The organism is Phosphitispora fastidiosa, assembly GCF_019008365.1.
In the GTDB taxonomy this organism is placed as follows: domain Bacteria; phylum Bacillota; class Thermincolia; order Thermincolales; family UBA2595; genus Phosphitispora; species Phosphitispora fastidiosa.
In genome coordinates, this window is sequence record NZ_JAHHUL010000020.1 from 15,207 (window position 1) to 33,786 (window position 18,580).

Annotated in this window: 19 protein-coding genes and 1 riboswitch; all 19 genes read left to right on the forward strand. The window is 47.7% G+C overall.

The window, feature by feature from the left end:
* Positions 1 to 3 precede the first annotated feature (3 nt).
* The 19 genes from trmFO to Ga0451573_RS15855 all read left to right on the forward strand — a co-directional run bounded on the left by trmFO (position 4) and on the right by Ga0451573_RS15855 (position 18,512).
* The gene (trmFO, locus tag Ga0451573_RS15765) at positions 4 to 1,323 is read left to right on the forward strand and encodes an FADH(2)-oxidizing methylenetetrahydrofolate--tRNA-(uracil(54)-C(5))-methyltransferase TrmFO (protein WP_231685114.1); all 1,320 of its coding nucleotides are present in this window, start codon (positions 4 to 6) and stop codon (positions 1,321 to 1,323) included.
* Positions 1,324 to 1,340: 17 nt separating this feature from the next.
* Positions 1,341 to 1,991: a PAQR family membrane homeostasis protein TrhA gene (gene trhA, locus Ga0451573_RS15770; RefSeq protein ID WP_231685115.1), complete on the forward strand. Its 651-nt coding sequence runs from the start codon at positions 1,341 to 1,343 to the stop codon at positions 1,989 to 1,991.
* A 71-nt stretch (positions 1,992 to 2,062) separates the two neighbouring features.
* The gene (xerC, locus tag Ga0451573_RS15775; protein WP_231685116.1) at positions 2,063 to 2,965 is read left to right on the forward strand and encodes a tyrosine recombinase XerC; all 903 of its coding nucleotides are present in this window, start codon (positions 2,063 to 2,065) and stop codon (positions 2,963 to 2,965) included.
* Positions 2,966 to 2,985: 20 nt separating this feature from the next.
* Positions 2,986 to 3,516: an ATP-dependent protease subunit HslV gene (gene hslV / locus Ga0451573_RS15780; RefSeq protein ID WP_231685117.1), complete on the forward strand. Its 531-nt coding sequence runs from the start codon at positions 2,986 to 2,988 to the stop codon at positions 3,514 to 3,516.
* A gap of 217 nt (positions 3,517 to 3,733) precedes the next feature.
* Positions 3,734 to 5,131, forward strand: a complete 1,398-nt coding sequence (gene hslU / locus Ga0451573_RS15785; RefSeq protein WP_231685118.1) for an ATP-dependent protease ATPase subunit HslU — start codon at positions 3,734 to 3,736, stop codon at positions 5,129 to 5,131.
* Positions 5,132 to 5,156: 25 nt separating this feature from the next.
* Positions 5,157 to 5,939 carry a GTP-sensing pleiotropic transcriptional regulator CodY gene (codY, locus tag Ga0451573_RS15790; protein ID WP_231685119.1) on the forward strand — a complete coding sequence of 261 codons (783 nt, stop codon included), beginning with the start codon at positions 5,157 to 5,159 and terminating at the stop codon, positions 5,937 to 5,939.
* A gap of 751 nt (positions 5,940 to 6,690) precedes the next feature.
* Positions 6,691 to 6,876, forward strand: a riboswitch (cyclic di-GMP riboswitch).
* Between the two features lie 72 nt (positions 6,877 to 6,948).
* On the forward strand, positions 6,949 to 7,362 hold the full coding sequence (gene flgB / locus Ga0451573_RS15795; protein WP_331459434.1) for a flagellar basal body rod protein FlgB: 414 nt from the start codon (positions 6,949 to 6,951) through the stop codon (positions 7,360 to 7,362).
* A gap of 24 nt (positions 7,363 to 7,386) precedes the next feature.
* Positions 7,387 to 7,830: a flagellar basal body rod protein FlgC gene (gene flgC, locus Ga0451573_RS15800; protein WP_231685120.1), complete on the forward strand. Its 444-nt coding sequence runs from the start codon at positions 7,387 to 7,389 to the stop codon at positions 7,828 to 7,830.
* A gap of 14 nt (positions 7,831 to 7,844) precedes the next feature.
* Positions 7,845 to 8,156: a flagellar hook-basal body complex protein FliE gene (gene fliE / locus Ga0451573_RS15805; RefSeq protein WP_231685121.1), complete on the forward strand. Its 312-nt coding sequence runs from the start codon at positions 7,845 to 7,847 to the stop codon at positions 8,154 to 8,156.
* A gap of 42 nt (positions 8,157 to 8,198) precedes the next feature.
* Positions 8,199 to 9,776, forward strand: coding sequence for a flagellar basal-body MS-ring/collar protein FliF (fliF, locus tag Ga0451573_RS15810; protein WP_269438339.1), 1,578 nt, complete (start codon positions 8,199 to 8,201; stop codon positions 9,774 to 9,776).
* 11 nt (positions 9,777 to 9,787) lie between these two features.
* Entirely contained in the window at positions 9,788 to 10,792 is a 1,005-nt protein-coding gene (fliG, locus tag Ga0451573_RS15815) for a flagellar motor switch protein FliG (protein ID WP_231685123.1), read from the forward strand.
* Positions 10,785 to 11,567, forward strand: a complete 783-nt coding sequence (locus Ga0451573_RS15820; RefSeq protein ID WP_231685124.1) for a FliH/SctL family protein — start codon at positions 10,785 to 10,787, stop codon at positions 11,565 to 11,567. Before fliG ends, Ga0451573_RS15820 begins: the two co-directional genes overlap by 8 nt.
* Complete coding sequence (fliI, locus tag Ga0451573_RS15825) at positions 11,554 to 12,876, forward strand: flagellar protein export ATPase FliI (RefSeq protein ID WP_231685125.1); 1,323 nt, start codon at positions 11,554 to 11,556, stop codon at positions 12,874 to 12,876. Before Ga0451573_RS15820 ends, fliI begins: the two co-directional genes overlap by 14 nt.
* 17 nt (positions 12,877 to 12,893) lie before the next feature.
* Positions 12,894 to 13,346, forward strand: coding sequence for a flagellar export protein FliJ (gene fliJ, locus Ga0451573_RS15830; protein ID WP_231685126.1), 453 nt, complete (start codon positions 12,894 to 12,896; stop codon positions 13,344 to 13,346).
* Positions 13,347 to 13,363: 17 nt separating this feature from the next.
* Complete coding sequence (locus Ga0451573_RS20110; protein WP_231685127.1) at positions 13,364 to 13,954, forward strand: MotE family protein; 591 nt, start codon at positions 13,364 to 13,366, stop codon at positions 13,952 to 13,954.
* A 400-nt stretch (positions 13,955 to 14,354) separates the two neighbouring features.
* Positions 14,355 to 15,983, forward strand: a complete 1,629-nt coding sequence (locus tag Ga0451573_RS15840; RefSeq protein WP_231685128.1) for a flagellar hook-length control protein FliK — start codon at positions 14,355 to 14,357, stop codon at positions 15,981 to 15,983.
* Positions 15,984 to 16,004: 21 nt separating this feature from the next.
* The gene (locus Ga0451573_RS15845; RefSeq protein ID WP_231685178.1) at positions 16,005 to 16,631 is read left to right on the forward strand and encodes a flagellar hook capping FlgD N-terminal domain-containing protein; all 627 of its coding nucleotides are present in this window, start codon (positions 16,005 to 16,007) and stop codon (positions 16,629 to 16,631) included.
* Between the two features lie 48 nt (positions 16,632 to 16,679).
* Entirely contained in the window at positions 16,680 to 17,066 is a 387-nt protein-coding gene (locus Ga0451573_RS15850) for a TIGR02530 family flagellar biosynthesis protein (protein WP_231685129.1), read from the forward strand.
* A 159-nt stretch (positions 17,067 to 17,225) separates the two neighbouring features.
* Entirely contained in the window at positions 17,226 to 18,512 is a 1,287-nt protein-coding gene (locus tag Ga0451573_RS15855; protein WP_231685130.1) for a flagellar hook protein FlgE, read from the forward strand.
* The last annotated feature ends 68 nt before the right edge of the window (positions 18,513 to 18,580 follow it).

The window sequence follows — 18,580 nt, forward strand, 5'->3', positions numbered from 1 at the left end:
TAAATGAAACCAGTAACTGTAATTGGTGCCGGGCTGGCCGGTTCGGAGGCGGCCTGGCAGCTTGCCTCCAGAGGTATCCCGGTGAGCCTTTTTGAAATGAGGCCGGTGAGAAAATCTCCGGCTCATCATACCGACATGTTTGCCGAGCTTGTGTGCAGCAATTCCCTTAGGGGGAGTTCGCTGGAAAATGCCGTGGGATTATTAAAAGAAGAAATGCGCCGTCTTAATTCGTTAATCATAATGTGTGCCGATAAATCATCAGTTCCGGCAGGAGGCGCTTTGGCAGTTGACCGGTCGGAATTTGCCGGGCTGGTCACCGATATGGTATCAGGACATCCAAACGTGGAGGTTATCAGGCAGGAGGCTGCCCAAATTGATACAGCCAATCCGGTGATAATTGCCACCGGGCCTTTGACCTCTGATGCCATGTCTGATACTATCAGGAAAATTACGGGGTATGAATATCTTTACTTCTATGATGCGGCAGCTCCGATAGTTACTCTGGAATCCCTGGACCACTCCAGGGTTTTTCGGGCTTCCAGGTATGATAAGGGTGAAGCCGCCTATCTCAATTGCCCTATGAACAGGGAAGAGTACGAAAGGTTTTATCAGGAACTGGTGGACGCTGAGTGTACTCCCTTAAGAGAGTTTGAAAAAGAGATATTTTTTGAGGGCTGTATGCCTGTAGAGGAATTAGCCTCCAGAGGATACCAGACTTTGCTGTTCGGGCCGTTAAAGCCGGTGGGACTAACAGACCCGCGTACCGGCGACAGACCTTATGCAGTGGTCCAGCTTAGACAGGACAACAGTGAAGGCACTTTATATAACATCGTAGGTTTTCAGACACATCTCAAGTGGGGTGAACAGAACCGCGTTTTCAGAATGATCCCGGGACTCGAAAATGCTGAGTTTGTACGTTATGGTGTCATGCACCGCAATACTTTTATCAATTCCCCCGAAATTCTGAGGCCTACTCTTCAGATTAAGAACGATGAAAATATTTTTTTTGCCGGACAGATTACCGGGGTTGAAGGATATGTGGAATCGGCGGCAATGGGGCTGGTTGCCGGGATTAACGCAGCCCGGATGAGCGCGGGTGGGATACCGGTCATTTTTCCGGAGGAAACGGCACATGGGGCATTATGCAAATATATTACCACACCGGCGGCCAAAAAGTTTCAACCCATGAATATTAATTTCGGAATTTTACCGCAGCTTGATGAAAAAATTCGGGATAAGCGGCTTAGATATGGTAAAATATCAGAAAGGGCGCTCAACAGGCTTGAGGAATTTAAGCCGGGTTTAGCGGTAATAAAAGTATAAGGTTGGTGGGAAGAGCTATGGTAAATACTGGGGAGTATTCTCTTGCAGAAGAGAGAATCAATGCCCTGACTCATGGCATAGGTACCGCTCTTGCTGTGACAGGCCTTGTTTTACTTATCGTATTTGCAGTTATGTATGGTGACATCTGGCATATTGTTAGTTTTAGCATCTATGGCTCGACACTTGTTTTAATGTACCTAATATCAACCCTGTACCATGCACTAAGGAACAGGAAGGCCAAAGATATCCTGAAGGTTTTGGACCATTCGGCGATATATTTACTAATAGCGGGTACATATACTCCATTTACCCTCATCACACTCCACGGCCGATTAGGCTGGATTTTATTTGGGGTGGTCTGGGGGCTGGCGATTGCCGGAATTGTATTCAAAATATTTTTTGTAAAAAGATTTCGCATCCTGTCAACAGCTTTGTACCTAGCAATGGGTTGGCTAGTGGTTTCAGTAGTCAAGCCTCTGGTTGCAGGTATCCCCGGCCCGGGTCTTGCCTGGCTGGTTGCCGGTGGCGTACTGTATAGTTCGGGAACGTTTTTTTACATCAGGAAAAAGAAGGCCTTTAATCATGCTGTCTGGCATTTGTTTGTCATGGCGGGCAGTGTGTGCCATTTTCTGGCAGTGCTTTTATATGTACTGCCTTTAAAATCCTAATCAGCAGCGGGCAGCCGAAGGGTTGTTAAAAAGGGCGCTGAATCGGTGAGCTCACGAAGCAGGGTGATTGCATGTATACATTTATTGATAGCTTCATAGTTTATTTAAAAGTAGAGAAAAATGCCTCGCCAAGGACTCAGGAAAGTTACCAGAGAGACATCTGGCAGTTTGTGGATTTCCTGGCTGATGAATTTAAAGTGTCCGGTGAACAGGTGACACCCCAACAGGTTGACCACCTGTCAGTCCGGAAATACCTGGCTGAACTGCAGAAAAAGGGGCTGTACAGGTCTACGATTGCCAGGAAACTGGCAGCCTTAAGGTCATTTTACCGCTTTCTCTCCCGGGAGGAGGTTGTGTCCGGCAACCCTATGTTGAGGGTTTCAACTCCGAAGCTTGAAAAAAGGCTTCCCGAATTCCTGTATGAGGATGAAATCAGGAGCCTTATGGAAGCTCCTGATACCCAGAAGGCATCGGGGCTAAGGGACCGGGCTATTCTTGAGGTACTGTATTCCAGCGGCTTGCGGGTCAGCGAGCTTGTGGGGATGGATATCGGTGACTCTGATTTGGAGCTTGAGTATGTGAGGGTTATGGGTAAGGGTGCCAAGGAAAGGATTGTTCCCATGGGGTCTTATGCTATCAAGGCCCTGAATGGGTATCTGGCGGACGGAAGGCCTCAGCTTACCGGCAAACAGAGTACCGGAGCGCTTTTTTTAAACAAGAGCGGGGGCCGGCTGACGGCAAGAAGTGTCCGCAACATTGTAGATAAATATGTGAAACAGGTAAGTATCCAGCGGCGCATCAGCCCGCACACGTTAAGGCATTCGTTTGCCACCCACCTGTTGGACGGAGGAGCTGATCTCAGGGCTGTTCAGGAACTGCTGGGGCATGTTAAAATGTCCACAACTCAGATATATACACATGTGACCAAGCAAAAGCTGAGGTCTGTTTATGAAAAAAGCCATCCCCGGGCTTAATGGGGACAGGAGGTATTGTTATGTTTCAAGGTACTACCATTGTCGCTGTCAAGTTGAATGGGAAAGTAGCTGTAGCCGGTGACGGGCAGGTTACTTTTGGCGGGAATATGATTTTAAAGCAAAAGGCCAAAAAAGTTCGCCGTTTGCATAATAATAAGATTGTCGCCGGCTTTGCCGGTTCAGTGGCTGATGCCTTTACCCTGTTTGAAAAGTTTGAGAAAAAGCTGGAAGAGTTCCGGGGCAACCTCCCCAGAGCGGCAGTGGAGCTTGCCAAGGAATGGCGTATGGATAAGTTCCTGCGAAAGCTTGAAGCCCTGCTGATAGTTGCTGATGAGGAACACCTGTTGATTATATCGGGTAACGGTGAGGTTATCGAACCTGATGATAATGTAACAGCAATAGGTTCCGGCGGGGCATATGCTCTCGCCGCGGCCAGGGCTTTGGTCAACCACACACAGTTGAGCGCTTCTGATATAGCCAGGGAGGCCCTGGAAATCGCTGCCTCAATCTGCATATATACGAATTCCAATATAACAATTGAGGAACTGTAGGGATGCAGTAGGCTCTCCACAGACACCGGATAAATCTAACCTTGTTCCTGGCGAAGTCCGGGAACACCGCTAATTCGTCATCTACCCGCAGGGGGCACGCCGGATCCGTAAAGGCACTAAAGTGCCAACGGCTCCGCTGCTGCCTCAATGGCGGCGCGGGCCGTCCGTGGAAATAAGATTTTTATTATCACCAGATGTTAATAAGGGGGACATTTCCATGCAAGACTTAACTCCAAGAAAAATCGTTACCGAACTGGATAAATATATTGTGGGGCAGAATAAGGCCAAAAAGTCTGTTGCCGTAGCCTTGCGCAATCGTTACCGGAGGAGGATGCTCTCAGCCGGTCTCCGGGATGAGGTTGTACCAAAGAATATTATTATGATTGGCCCTACCGGTGTTGGCAAAACAGAGATCGCCCGGCGCTTGGCGAAGCTTGTCAATGCTCCTTTTGTCAAGGTTGAGGCCACCAAATTTACTGAGGTCGGGTATGTAGGCAGAGATGTGGAGTCAATAATCAGGGATTTGGTGGAGACGGCCATCAGGGTAGTGAAAAACGAGAAGATTTCTGCTGTTGAAGAAAAGGCTGGCGAACTGGCGGAACAAAGGATAATTGAGCTTTTGGCGCCGCTGCCGGAAAAAGACGGTGGGGCCAAAAACCCCTTTGAAGTTTTTTTCGGGGGCGGACAGCAGGACCAGACCACGGATGATGAACACAGCCAGCACATCAAGAGGCTGCAGTTCGAACGGGATACCCTTAAGGAAAAGCTGGCTGCAGGGAAACTGGAGAACGAGTATCTTGAGATAGAGGTTGAAGATACCGGAACCCCTATGGTGGAGGTCTTTACAGGTGCTGGTGTCGAAGAAATGGGGATAAATATCCAGGATATGCTGGGGGGAATATTTCCTAAAAAGAAGAAGCATCGTAAGCTTACTGTCGGGGAAGCGCGTAAAATCCTGGTCCAGCAGGAGGCGCAAAAGCTTATCGACATGGATGAAGTTGTTTCCATAGCAGTGGATCGGGCGGAACAGTCAGGGATTATTTTCCTTGACGAAATAGATAAGATAGCGGGACAGGAAAGCGGTTCCGGGCCTGACGTATCCAGGGGCGGGGTGCAGCGGGATATCCTGCCGATTGTGGAAGGCTCCACAGTAATGACAAAATATGGACCGGTTAAAACAGATTATATCCTTTTTATAGCAGCTGGTGCTTTTCATGTTTCCAAACCCTCAGACCTGATTCCCGAACTGCAGGGGCGTTTTCCAATCCGTGTTGAACTGGAAAGCCTTACCGAGGCTGACTTTAAACAGATTCTTACCGAACCTCAGAATGCCTTGATTAAGCAATATACAGCTTTGCTGGAAACAGAAGGGGTTAGTTTAAAATTTACTGAAAATTCTCTTGATGAAATAGCTAAAATAGCTTATACTGTTAATGAACAGACAGAAAATATCGGCGCTCGACGTTTACATACAATTTTAGAGAAATTATTGGAGGATATTGCGTTTGATGCGCCTGATATCGAGGTAAAAGATATTTCGGTAGATTGTGAATACGTTCGCAATAAACTTCAGGATGTTGTTCAAAACCAGGACTTAAGCCGTTATATCTTATAAGGCCTTGAGCTAAGGGAGGAAAGTTATGAAGGATTTGCTGGAACGAACCCGGGAGATTAATAAACTGCTTCAGAAGGCTGCCGGAAACCCGGTCGATTTTCAGGAAATGGCCGATGTCTTGACTGAAAACATTGAATCAAATACTTACATTGTTGGCAGAAGAGGGAAGCTTCTCGGGTTTTCTTTTGTGGACAAGTTTGACTGTGATGTTATTAGGGATATCATTGAAAATGCAGAACGTTTTCCTGAGAGTTATAATGAGTCGCTGCTAAGGATTATTGAAACAAAAGCCAACTTTAATGAGAAATCAAATACCTGTGTTTTTCATATTGAGAATCAGTGTGTTTTTCAGGATAAGGTAATGACAGTAGTACCTATAGCAGGTGGAGGGGAAAGGCTGGGTACGCTGGTGCTGGCGAAATTTAACGAGCAGTTTACCAATGAGGACCTGGTTTTGGCCGAATATGGCGCAACAGTGGTCGGCATGGAGGTTCTTCGAATAAAAGCAGAACGTGTTGAAGAAGAAGCCCGTAAAAAGGCTGCTGTGCAGATTGCCCTGGGAACCCTTTCTTATTCTGAACTGGAAGCAATTGAACATATTTTCGAAGAGCTTGAAGGTGATGAAGGCCTGTTGGTAGCCAGCAAGATTGCTGACAGGGTAGGAATTACCCGCTCTGTTATCGTCAATGCCCTAAGAAAGTTTGAAAGTGCCGGGGTTATTGAGTCCAAATCGCTGGGCATGAAAGGGACTTATATTAGGATATTGAATGAGCGGCTGTTGGATGAGCTGCATAAGCTGAAACATTAAAAAAGAACCTACAGTGTTATAACACTGTAGGTTCTTTTTTAATTGTGCATGTTGGTGAAAATGGCTCCTGACTGCGTTGTGCGGCTGACCGTAATCCTCGACGTACGTCCAGTACGCCTGCGGTTACGGTCAGCCGTACGCCTTGTCAGGAGCCATTTTCCCACCTCCGGGTCGGATGAATAGCAAAAGCTGAAATGAAAAAAATGCGGCAGTTTAACATACTATGGTGAATCTTTAATCAATGCGTTGTACAACTAATCGCAATCTTGATGCCGGGGGTCCCCCCGTTTTGTCGGGACGGCGGTCTCCGAAGGAGCCGGGGTTCCGGTAACAAAATGGGGGCATGGGGGGTCCCCCCGTTTTGTCGGGACGGCGGTCTCCGAAGGAGCCATTTTCCCACCCGCGGGTCGGATGAATAGCAGAAGAAGTAATTGCAGTGTAATTGCAGGTGAAAACGGCCTTCTGGGAGAGGGTGCGAGATTTGTCGATAAACCAAGTAATTTCAAAGAAAATTAGATAGTAAAAAAAGGATTTTGGGTAACAATGGCGAAATATTGTTACATTGGAAATCGTTACACAATACAGGTTAAAATTGTAGGTTGCCAAATGGTAAAAAATTATAAAAAAATATAAAAAAATGTAAGAAAAGGTAGGAATTTTGGGAACGAATGACGAATACACCCCCAAGGGTTTACATATTTTATCCAGGGTTACATTTTATTCCTGAATGTGAGTTCACAATACATCCAAACTTTGTTAAAGGCAAATTTACTGAAAGGTAAAGGCGCAAAGCTGCGGACCTAGAGGCTTGGTTATGATACCATTACAATTATGCAGTTATCGTAAAAACGGTCATTGAATATTATGATGCTGGTAACTTCCATTATATTGTATTAAATGGGCTATTTATTCAGAGCTATGGTTGCGGGCTGCCGAAGGGAGGTTAGCATTATTATGCCAAACTGCGGTAGCTGTGGTTTGGATTTTTACGTTATGGGAGTGATTAGATTTGATCGAAAATCTGTTAATTACCAAGACGATGAAAATGCTTGAAAAGGGTCTTGACGCATCTGCCCTGAGGAACAGGGTGATCGCGGACAACCTTGCCAATGTGGATACCCCGGGATATAAAAGGTCAGATGTGCTATTTGAGGAAGAGCTGCGGAAGGCTATAGGACGGGAGACTGGACTGGCCGGGAAGCTCACCCATGACAGGCACATTCCGATTGGCAGAAAATCAGAATTTAATGTAACGCCGGAGGTTGTCAGAAGTGAAGATGCGTCTATGAGAAATGACGGTAATAATGTGGATATTGACAGGGAAATGGCGGCATTGGCAAAAAATACAATTATATACAGCGTATTGGCCCAGGAATTAAACGGTGAATTCCAGAAAATTAAGATGGCTATTAATGGAAGATAATGTTCGGGACTGAGGAGGGTTACCATGAATCTTTTTAAGGCATTAGATATCAGCGCATCCGGAATGACGGCACAGAGGCTGAGGATGGACCTCATTTCTGAAAATATAGCTAATATTAATACTACCAGAACCGAGGCGGGAGGACCTTACCGCCGGAAGATGGCTATTTTCGAGGCCAGGGGACCGGAAAGCAGTTTTGCGGGGATCCTGGGCAGAACTCTAGAACAGCAAAAGACAGGTGCCGGGGTAAGGGTTTTAGGGATAAATGAAGACAAGAGCCCTTTTAAAATGGTTTATGACCCCAATCACCCTGATGCCAATGATGAGGGATATGTGAGCATGCCCAATGTCAACATTGTGACTGAAATGGTAAATATGATTTCAGCCACCAGGTCATATGAGGCCAATGTAACGGCTACAAAAGCCTCCAAGGACATTGCGCTCAAGGCTATGGAAATTGGAAAGTAAAGGGGGGTTGACAGGTGAATATTCTGAGCACACCGGTTGATGTGCTGCAGGCTGGTCGTAAACTTGGCGAACTGTCACAGGCACAGAACAATGACAATGACAAGGGTATGGGGTTTGCCGATATGCTGCAGAACTCCATCAATGAAATAAATTCTCTTCAGCAGCAATCGGCTGACCTGAAAAACACCCTGGTTACAGGTGAACTAAATGAGCTGCACCAGGTAATGATTGCGGCAGAAAAATCAAGTCTTTCTTTTCAGTTAACACTCCAGATTCGCAACAAAGTTGTAGAAGCATACCAGGAAATTATGAGAATGCAGGTATAACAGTTTTTTTTCTTATAGAGTGGAATGAGGTGACTTGTCTTAATGAAAGAGTATTTGTTGCAACTGAAAACGCAGTCTATTGAGTTGTGGCAAAAAATGAACAAAATACAGAAATCAGTCATTGTAGGTTCGGCGGCTCTTCTGATTGTGGTTTTAATTCTGCTTACCAGAAGCGCGACTATGCCGGATTATGGGGCCTTATTCACTCTAAAAGACGAGCAGCAGGCAGGGCAGATAGTAGAAAAGCTTAATGAGAAAAAAATACCTTTCAGGTTTGCCGACAATGGAGCCGATGGTACCGTTACCATTATGATTCCTAACAAGGATATTACCCAAACACGGTTGGAATTAGCCGGTGAAGGAATGCCCACAGGCGGAGTTGTCGGATTTGAGAGTTTTGATAACACTAAGTTCGGGGAGACAGATACCGATCGCCGGGCCAGATACCTCCGTGCACTGCAGGGCGAACTTACCCGCACAATCGAGGGGATGTCCGAGGTCGATAGGGCCAGAGTGCATATTGTCCAACCCGAACCTTCTCTTTTTTCTGAAGACCAAAAAAGTGCTACCGCAGCAGTGATGTTAAAGCTTAAACCCAACAAGACCCTTGAGGAAAGCCAGGTCGCAGGTATTGCCAAGCTGGTGACCAACAGTGTTGAGGGATTAACGGAAGATAATATTACTATTGTTGATATTAACGGAAATGTTCTTTCCGAAAACACCAGCGGTTCAGAAAGCGGCGCTATTTCGGGAAAACAGGTCGAAGTAAGGCAGCAGTATCAGAAACAGTACCAGAGCGAGCTTCAGGATTCGGTTGAGAGTATGCTGGAAAAAATCTGGGGCCCGGGGAAGGTTGTCTGCAGGGTTAGCCTGGATATTGATTTTGATAAGATTGAGCAGAAAAGGCAGGAGTATGGGGATGCAGTACCCAGAAGCACCGAAGAGTCCGAAAAGACCAGCACTACCACCAACAGTACTGCAGCATTAGGGGCGCCGGGTACTGACAGCAATATTCCGGGCTACGAAACTGCCGGGGAAACCGGAACCAGTGAAACCACAGAAATACATGAAATCAGAAACAATGAGATTAATACATATGAAGAATTCAGGGAGGTCGCCCCGGGCGGTGTGAAAAGAATGTCTGTGGCGGTTGTTATTGATAGGGAGATTGACGCTAATCAGCAGAAGGTTGTCGAAGACATTGTTAAGAGTGCGGCAGGATTCGACACTAACCGTGGCGATCAGTTGTCGGTTGCCGGAATGCCGTTTAATACCGAGTATCAGGATGAGCTGAGCAAGCAGATAGCTGATGCAGAGCAAAGGCAGATGTATATTTACGGCGGGGCAGCGGCTTTGGCAGCAGTTGTTCTGATTGGGGTCATTGTTGGCAGTGTAGTGGTCATGAGACGCAGAAAGCAAGACAAAGTACCCCTGGAAGACCAATTTGTGATTAGCAGGCCATTGTCGATAGATGAATTAGAGGATAACAGTATTCCTGAAAAAGACCTGACACCTGAAGAGAAAGAGCAGAAAAGAATTAAGGAACGCGTGGAAAACGTTGCTAAAGAGCAGCCTGACGATATCGCCCAATTGCTCCGTACCTGGTTGATTGAAGAATAGAGGTGACATTAATGGCGAGAGCCTTGACGGGAAAACAAAAAGCAGCAATTTTACTCATTTCCCTGGGTCCGGAGGTTTCTGCAGAGATATTTAAGCACCTCAGAGATGAGGAAATAGAAGAGCTTACTATTGAAATTGCCAATATACGCAAGGTCAGCGCTGATGATAAGGCCGATATCCTGTCTGAATTCCATGATTTGCTGGTGGCCAGAGATGTCATATCCTCCGGAGGTATCGAATATGCCAGGGAGGTTCTGGAAAAGGCTCTGGGCAACCAGAAAGCCCTGGATATCATTCAGAGACTTACAGCTACCCTACAGGTCAAGCCTTTTGACTTTGTCAGGAAAACAGACCCTGCGCAGCTGCTTAACTTTATTCAGTCAGAACACCCGCAAACCATAGCCCTGATTATTGCATACCTGGCTCCTGACCAGGCTGCCACTATACTTTCGGCGCTGCCGCCTGACCGCCAGGCGGATGTAGCCAGGAGGATTGCCATGATGGATAGCACCTCCCCGGATGTAATCAGGGATATTGAACGATTGTTGGAACGAAAACTTTCATCAGTGGTTTCCACCGATTTCACCAGTGCGGGTGGAGTTCAATCTGTTGTTGATATCCTTAACCGGGTTGACCGCACAACTGAGAAAACCATTATGGAAAGTATGGAAATACAGGACCCGGAAATGGCCGAGGAAATCAAGAAAAGGATGTTTGTTTTCGAAGATATCGTACAGCTTGATGACAGGGCAATCCAGCAGATACTCCGCGATGTGGACAGCAAAGACCTTGCTCTGGCACTTAAGGGGTCAAATGAGGAAGTAGGCGCCAAGGTTCAGCGTAACATGTCAAAACGCGCAACAGATATGCTGAAGGAAGATATGGAATATATGGGTCCTGTCAGGCTGCGTGACGTAGAAGATGCTCAACAGCGCATAGTAAACATTATCAGAAAGCTGGAAGAAGCTGGGGAGATTGTCATTGCTCGTGGCGGAGGAGATGAAGTAATTGTCTAAGGTTATAAAGGGTTTGTCCGTCAAGCTGCAATCCCCAATGATTGTACGACATGGCAGTGATACGGGACCGGAACCTCTCCCCGATGATTACCATGGGCCCATATCCGAACAGGATGTAGGACAGCTAAAGGACCAGGCAGCACAGATCCTCAGTGAAACTGAGCAGATGGTTAAGGAACTTCTTGGAACTGCCAGACAGGAAGCTGAGAAGATAATCAGGAACTCCAGGGAAGAGGCCCAGGATTTAATTGAAGTAGGCCGCCAAAAACTAAGGGAAATTGAAGAAGAAGCATATGCCAAGGGTTGGCAGGAAGGCAATAAGGCTGCCATGGAGGAGTATGAGGCAAAACTCAGGGAAGCGGACGCCATTCTGGAAAAGGCCGAAGAAGAAAAATGGCGGGTTGTGGCAGGCTCTGAGGAAGAGATTGTCAGGCTGTCTGTGGCGGTTGCCAGGAAGGTTATCGACCGGGAAATGGAGACAAACCCTGAAATTGTGGCAGATATGGTTAAACGGGCCGTTCAGAAGGCTACCGACAGAGAGGAACTAACTGTAAGAGTCAATCCAGATAACCTGGATGTTACTATAAATGCCAGAGATGATATTTCACAGGAAGTGAAAGGGATTCGCAAATTAAAGGTTTTGGCTGACCCGGCAATTGCTCCGGGGGGTTGTGTAGTTGAAAGTCACAATGGTACTGTTGACGCAAGAATCGAGAGACAGATGAATGAGATAGAACAAGCTTTGATGGAAGTGAATCCAAATGCAAAAGTTTGAAAAGTATTTTCAGGCCATAGAAAAGACAGAACCGATTAAGACAAACGGTAAAGTCACCCAGGTTATCGGTCTTATTATCGAGTCCCAGGGTCCTGGGGCCAACCTGGGGGAATTATGTTATGTTTTTCCGAATAAAGGTTCTCTGAAGATAAAGGCAGAGGTTGTAGGGTTCAGAGAAAATAAGATTCTCCTGATGCCCCTCGGTGAACTAAGCGGTATCGGTCCCGGGTGTGAAGTTGTGGCAACCGGGGATACCTTCAGGGTTGGTGTGGGAAACCGGATTCTGGGAAGGATTATCGACGGTCTGGGTAATCCCCTCGATTGTGGCGGATGCCTTGAGATTTCAGTGGATTACCCGGTAAATAATAGTCCGCCTAATCCACTGGACAGGAAACGGATCACGGAACCTCTGTCAATAGGAGTTAAGGCAATAGATGGTATGCTGACCTGTGGCAAGGGACAGCGGATTGGGATATTTTCCGGAAGCGGGGTTGGTAAGAGTACCCTTTTGGGAATGGTTGCCCGAAACACATCAGCCGATGTTAATGTAATAGCTCTGATTGGCGAACGTGGCCGTGAGGTCAGGGAGTTTATTGAGAAAGACCTGGGTGAAGAAGGTCTGCGGCGTTCGGTAGTGGTTGTGGCCACTTCGGACCAACCCGCACTGGTACGGTTGAAGGGCGCCATGGTAGCGACTACAATAGCAGAATACTTCAGGGACCAGGGGCTGGATGTGATGTTTATGATGGATTCGGTAACCCGTTTTGCCATGGCCCAAAGGGAGATCGGGCTGGCAGTAGGCGAACCTCCTGCCACCAGGGGATATACTCCTTCTGTATTTGCACTATTGCCAAAGCTTCTGGAACGCTCCGGGACCTCAGCCAGTGGAACCATAACCGGGTTGTATACCGTACTTGTAGATGGCGATGACCACAATGAACCTATTGCTGATGCTGTAAGGGGTATTCTGGATGGGCATATAGTTCTCACCAGGGAACTGGCAATGCAGACCCATTATCCTGCCATAGATGTTCTGGCAAGTGTCAGCCGGGTTATGAATGACATTGTGCCAGAAGGCCATAGGAAGTCTGCTGATGAAATGCGCAGCATAATGGCAACTTACAGGGAAGCTAAGGACTTGATAGATATTGGAGCTTATTCAATGGGCAGCAACCCAAAAATAGATTATGCCATATCTAAGATCGACCGGGTGCTTGAATTTTTGAAACAGGGTGTAGATGATAAATATACTTTTGAGGATGCTGTTGATATCCTCAGGGCTCTTGCCGAGAACCGTATATCGGCATAAGAAGGAGATGAAGCCCTATGAAAAAGTTTGTCTTCAAGCTCCAGACGGCACTTGACCTCAAACTGAAGGCTGAGGAAATGAAAAAGGAAGAACTGGTTACGGCAACTGATATATATAAGGAAAGCTGCCGGGTCCTGGAATACCTGAAAACAAGATTGGCTGAAATTCAGGATACGGTAAGAGGGAAACAGGGAGAGCAATTTGATGTCACCGAAATAAGGAGATGCCAGGACTACATACCTGTCATCAATGAACATATCAGCCAGCAGGCGCTGATAACTGAGGAGCACCGCGTCGCCATGGAAGAGGTCAGAGGCGAACTTGTCGAAATAATGAAAGAAAGAAAGATCCTGGAAAAGCTCAGGACAAGGCACTACCAGGATTATATGCGAGAGTTCCTCAGGGAGGAACAGAAACAGATCGACGAGATGGCGACAACAGGCTTTATACACAGGGATTCAGCTGTATAACAGGGGGTTAAATGCCAGTGCGGGTAAAAAAGATACTTTCCAGAATTATATTAGTAATACTGATTCTTGGCATAGTTGCAGGCGCTGTATGGGTCCTGGACTGGCTGGCAGTGATTGATGTCCGGAAGACGGCCGGAAAGATTCCTGTTGTTGGGAAAATGATATCCGCAGAAGAAGTAAAAGACGATAAAAAGGACGACAAAAAAGATGGCAAAGAGGCCCCGCCCAACCCCTTGGAAGAGGAAAATAAAAAGCTTAAGGAGCAAGTGCAAAGGCTTGAAAAACAGGCTGGGGAGATGGCCAAACAGTTGGAGATTGTGAATACCGAAAAACAGGACCTGTTGGAAGAAAGGGAAACTCTTCAGGGTACTCTGGCATCAATGAAGAGTCTTCAGGAGCAGCAAGAGGGAGCCGAGGTCAGCTATCAGAAACTGGCAGAATACTATACTGAAATGAAACCCGAAGCTGCAGTTAATATAATGAACAATCTAGCTGATGACGTTACCATTGGGATACTGCAGTACCTTGATAATGAACAGACCGCCAAAATTCTTAGCGCCATGGAGCCGGAGAAAGCGGCAGGTATTGTAGATCAGATGAAACAATAGGCTCTCGGAAATGACCGGGAATGGCATATGGTGAGCTGTTGTACCGATTTTCCGCACTGTTGCCGGAGAAATCTAACCTTGCTCCTGGCGAAGTCCGGGAACACCGCCAATTCGCCTTCCGTGGCTCAGTGGCGGCGCGGGCCGTCCATGGCCCCGCGTCCCGGACTTCGCTTAGCGGAACTGCGGTAACATTTCTCACAGCGTCAGTGCAAGGAAAATCTTGTACAACACCTCACCAAATTCCACAGTCATTTCCGAAGCCGATGTCGGAGGGAAAAAGAAGTCTAGGCGTAGAGCCCTAAAAATACAGGAAATTCTGTTTCCGAGACTTGGTCTACTGAAAGGGGGTGGTTGGAGAGAAAAACAGGATTAAAAACAGCATATTGGAAAGGAGGTGAAAATGTTGCAGACAATGCCATTTATGGCCATTGCAGGTAATCCGGCAGTAAAACCGGGAAACGGCCCCAGTCAGGACAGAGAGTGCCGGAATGATGTCCGGAGCAGTCATAGGGCTAAAGAGACACCCTTCTCTGAGACACTGAAAGATGCTTCTCACAATGTCTGTGAGAATGAGCAAAACAATGAAACAGCTATGACTGAAAGGAAGGACTCAGTAAGCAGACGGTCCGGCGAAGCCGGGTCTGAGAAGGCAGCTGCAAAAGAGGCAGATGTTAAAGATACAGATGTCAAAGAGGTTCGCCATCCTGAAGCAGATGAATTGATGCAGCTATTGGAAATGCTCCGGGAACTTGAGTCGGAAGCGGGTTGGAACGCCATTGCAGCTGAAGGCGGTAACCAGATTGGTTTAGCGGGCGGCGGGCTTTCACGGAGTGAATTTGCATCTCTGACCGGATTGCTGCAGGACCTAAGTAGTATGAACAATCTGGATCCAGGTCAGCTCAAAAAGCTCCTTGGCAATTTTCTGAAGGTGTTAGAAGCAGCCGGAGAGGTTTCGCCGGGAATGAACGACCTAAAACTCCTGATACAGAACCAATTAAACCCTGAGACCGGTTTACCCCGGGAGGTATTTCTGACTCAGCTTGCTGCAAAAGTCAGGCAGTTAACCGGAATTGCCGGGGACGGATCTGGGCAAAACCGGGAGCTGTCGAACGGAAGTAAGGAAGCTCAGCCTGCAAGTGCACAAAAACCGGCAGAACCTGGAGGGGGGCAGGCGAAAACAACAGGAAGCGGCTCAGGAGATGCCGGAAGGCCTGGCAGTCCGGCGGTCACCGGTGAGAATGAAACCGGTGGGATGGTTAAAACTAACACGGCGGCTGATGTAAGCGCCAAGGCAAATGGTGCGCCGGCGATGCCGGACAGCGGAAGCGGTTCTGAAGCGGGAAGGCGGTTGTTGGAGAAAGCCTCTGCCAGTGATGTCGTAATGAAGACAGCCTCAGAAAATCAAACAAGCGCTCCCGAAAATGCCAGACCGGTTGGCAACAGTGAACCGCAGGCAGCAGGACCCCGTATTGAACAGCTTCAGGCTCAGGTCGGAACACAGCACCAATATTCGGGAAACGGTTCTGCCGATGGAGGCAGCACACCTGGTCAGGTTTCCCCAGCCACCTACACCACGCAAACCTATCAGGGAGACCGGGCAGTTTTTACCCAGATTATCCAGAAGGTAAAACTTGCCGCTGCTCCGGGAACATCTGAAATGCAGATTGAGCTTAAACCCGAGTTTCTGGGCAGGTTAAAACTGACGGTAAGTACCGAAAACGGTCTGGTGACAGCCAGATTCAATACTCACAGCCCACAGGTCAAGGCAGTTATTGAGGCGAATCTGGCAGCTCTTAGGGATAGTTTAGCTGACCAGGGCATCAAAGTAGACCAGCTTTCAGTAACTGTTACCCCTGAAAAAAATCATTCGGGACAAGGGGAACGTGATGGCTTATTCAAGAGAAGGAATCAAGCCAGGGGCAGTCGGCTGCCGCTAAATGAAGACCAGCTTGAAACGGTGTTTTCTGCCGGCGCAAGGCGTCTGACTAGCGCCGGGTATTATGGCAATACAGTTGATTTTACGGCATAGGAGGTGATTAGGTTGAGTGCAGTGTCCGGAATTGTTGGCAGTACACAGGAAAGTACGGCCAGTGCGGTTAAAAAGGTTCTCGGGAAAGACGATTTTCTGAAACTGATGATTACCCAGCTCAGGTATCAGGATCCGCTGGAACCAACTGATAACAAGGACTTTATTGCCCAGATGGCCCAGTTCAGTTCCCTGGAACAGATGGCTAACATGAGCAAGGGTTTTGAAACAATGGCTCAGTTCCAGGAATCAATACTCAGGGAATCGGCGGTAGGCCAGGCCATAAACCTGATCGGGAAGACGGTAAGCGCAATTCTGCCTGTAGAATCGGTTACCGGAAAAATTAATACTGAACAGACCAAGCTTTATCTGGAGGCAGACAAAAACTCGATGACGTTACAGACTCTTGCCAAGGATACCCCGGTTACGGTGCTGGCCCTGGAAGGTGGGATGTATGAGGTGCTCCTGCAAAACGGTACCAGAGGTTATGTTGCTGAGGATGCCCTGACTATTGATGACAACCCAAGAATTACCGGAGTTGCCACAGGAATGAAGCTTATTGATGGGTCACCACATGTTACCATAAACGGGAAGGATGTTCCCCTAACCCAGGTTGAGGAGGTTAAATTGGCCGCTGAGGAAGGTGTTTAGGCGGGGTAAATCCGGCAGTAACAGTTTAGCACAGGGAGGTGCAGATTAATGGTAGATAAGGTGATGTATCCCCAGCCAATTATACCGGTTGGTCCATCTAAAGCAGGAACCAAGCCGCAAAAGCCGGAACAGGGGCCACAGGTTCCATTCAGGGACGTGCTGGAAAATCAGCTTACAGCAGGGGGGATCAAATTCTCATCCCATGCCCGGCAAAGGCTGGAGGTAAGAAATATCAGGCTTACCGGAGACGACTTGGCTAAAATCAGCAGCGCTGTTGACCGGGCCGCTCAAAAAGGATCCAGGGACTCCCTGATTATGATGAATAACCTGGCTTTTGTGGTAAGTGTCAAAAACAAAACAGTAATCACTGCTATGGATAATGCCGGTATGAAGGACCATGTATTTACCAATATTGACAGCGCTGTTATCGTGTAAGGCTGTCTGACAGGTTGGGATTTAAGAAACAGATTAATGTAAGTTGGGGCCGGACCTCTGAGAGGGAGCCCCGGGGCTGTGACTGACTGAATCAGCCCGGTATCTCAGCCGGATATTAAAATCCGGGAAAAAATTTATTAATCGGAGGTCGATTTAGTTATGATGCGTTCCATGTTCAGCGGAGTGTCTGGTTTGAGGAACCACCAACTCCGCATGGATGTTATCGGCAATAACATCGCCAATGTTAACACAATCGGTTACAAGAGAGCAAGAGTTACCTTCCAGGACATGCTCAGCCAAAATATCCGCGGCGCTTCTTCGCCACAGGGGGGTAAGGGGGGAACCAATCCCCAGCAGATAGGACTGGGGATGACTGTAAACAGCATTGACATCCTGCATACCCAGGGCAGTTCCGAGACTACCGGAAAAGTTACCGATATGATGGTAGACGGGGACGGGTTCTTTATGGTGGGAGATGGTAACAACACCTTCTATACCCGGGCAGGGAACTTCGATTTTGATTCAGCGGGAAATCTGATAAGCCCCTCAGGCCTGATGGTTAAGGGCTGGATGGCCGACGACAGTTCCGGGGACATAGACACAACGGGAGCCATCTCCGGGATTCAGATTCCCAAGGGACAGGCAATTCAGCCACAGGAAACTCAGAACATTTCCCTGGTTGGCAACCTTGATGCCAATGCAGTTACCTATGACGATACTGTAACACCCCCCACAGGCACAACCGTACCGGTATCATTAACTGTTTATGACTCACTGGGGAACAGCTGGCCGTTAACGCTCCATCTTGATAAAGACTCTGCCTCCGGCCAATGGCTTGTTACCAGAATTGACAACCCCGGTTGGACGACTGCGCCTTCAGTCTCCGGTGGGCCAATTATCTTTGATAGTACTGGGAAGCTTACCGCCGCCGGCGACGGACCGCTTGTCATCACCGGAGCGCCACCTAACGCCAACGCCTTTGTCGCAGGCACCAACCCGATTACTGTAGACATTAGCTCTTTAACCGGGTATGCCTCAGATTCCGGAGAGTCCAATGTGGAGTTGAACAGCCAGGATGGTTATTCATCAGGTGTCTTAAACGGTTATTCCATTGACAAGACCGGTATTGTAACCGGAAGGTTCTCCAACGGGCTTACCAAGCAGCTAGCCCAGGTAACTCTGGCCAACTTTAACAACCCGGCAGGGCTCATGAAGGTTGGTGAAAATAATTATGTTTCGTCTAATAACTCCGGCCAGGCACAGATAGGTACAGCAGGCTCAGGGGGCAGGGGGGATATATCTCCCGGTAAGATAGAAATGTCAAATGTGGATCTTTCACAGGAATTCACTGATATGATAGTCACTCAGAGAGGGTTTCAGGCCAATTCCCGGATTATCACTGTTTCTGATGAAATGCTTCAGGAGTTGGTAAACCTGAAACGCTAATCCGGTTTAGGCATTAAGAGGGAGGTCGGGGATGGAAACATCCATCCCTGGACCCCATTTTGAAAGAA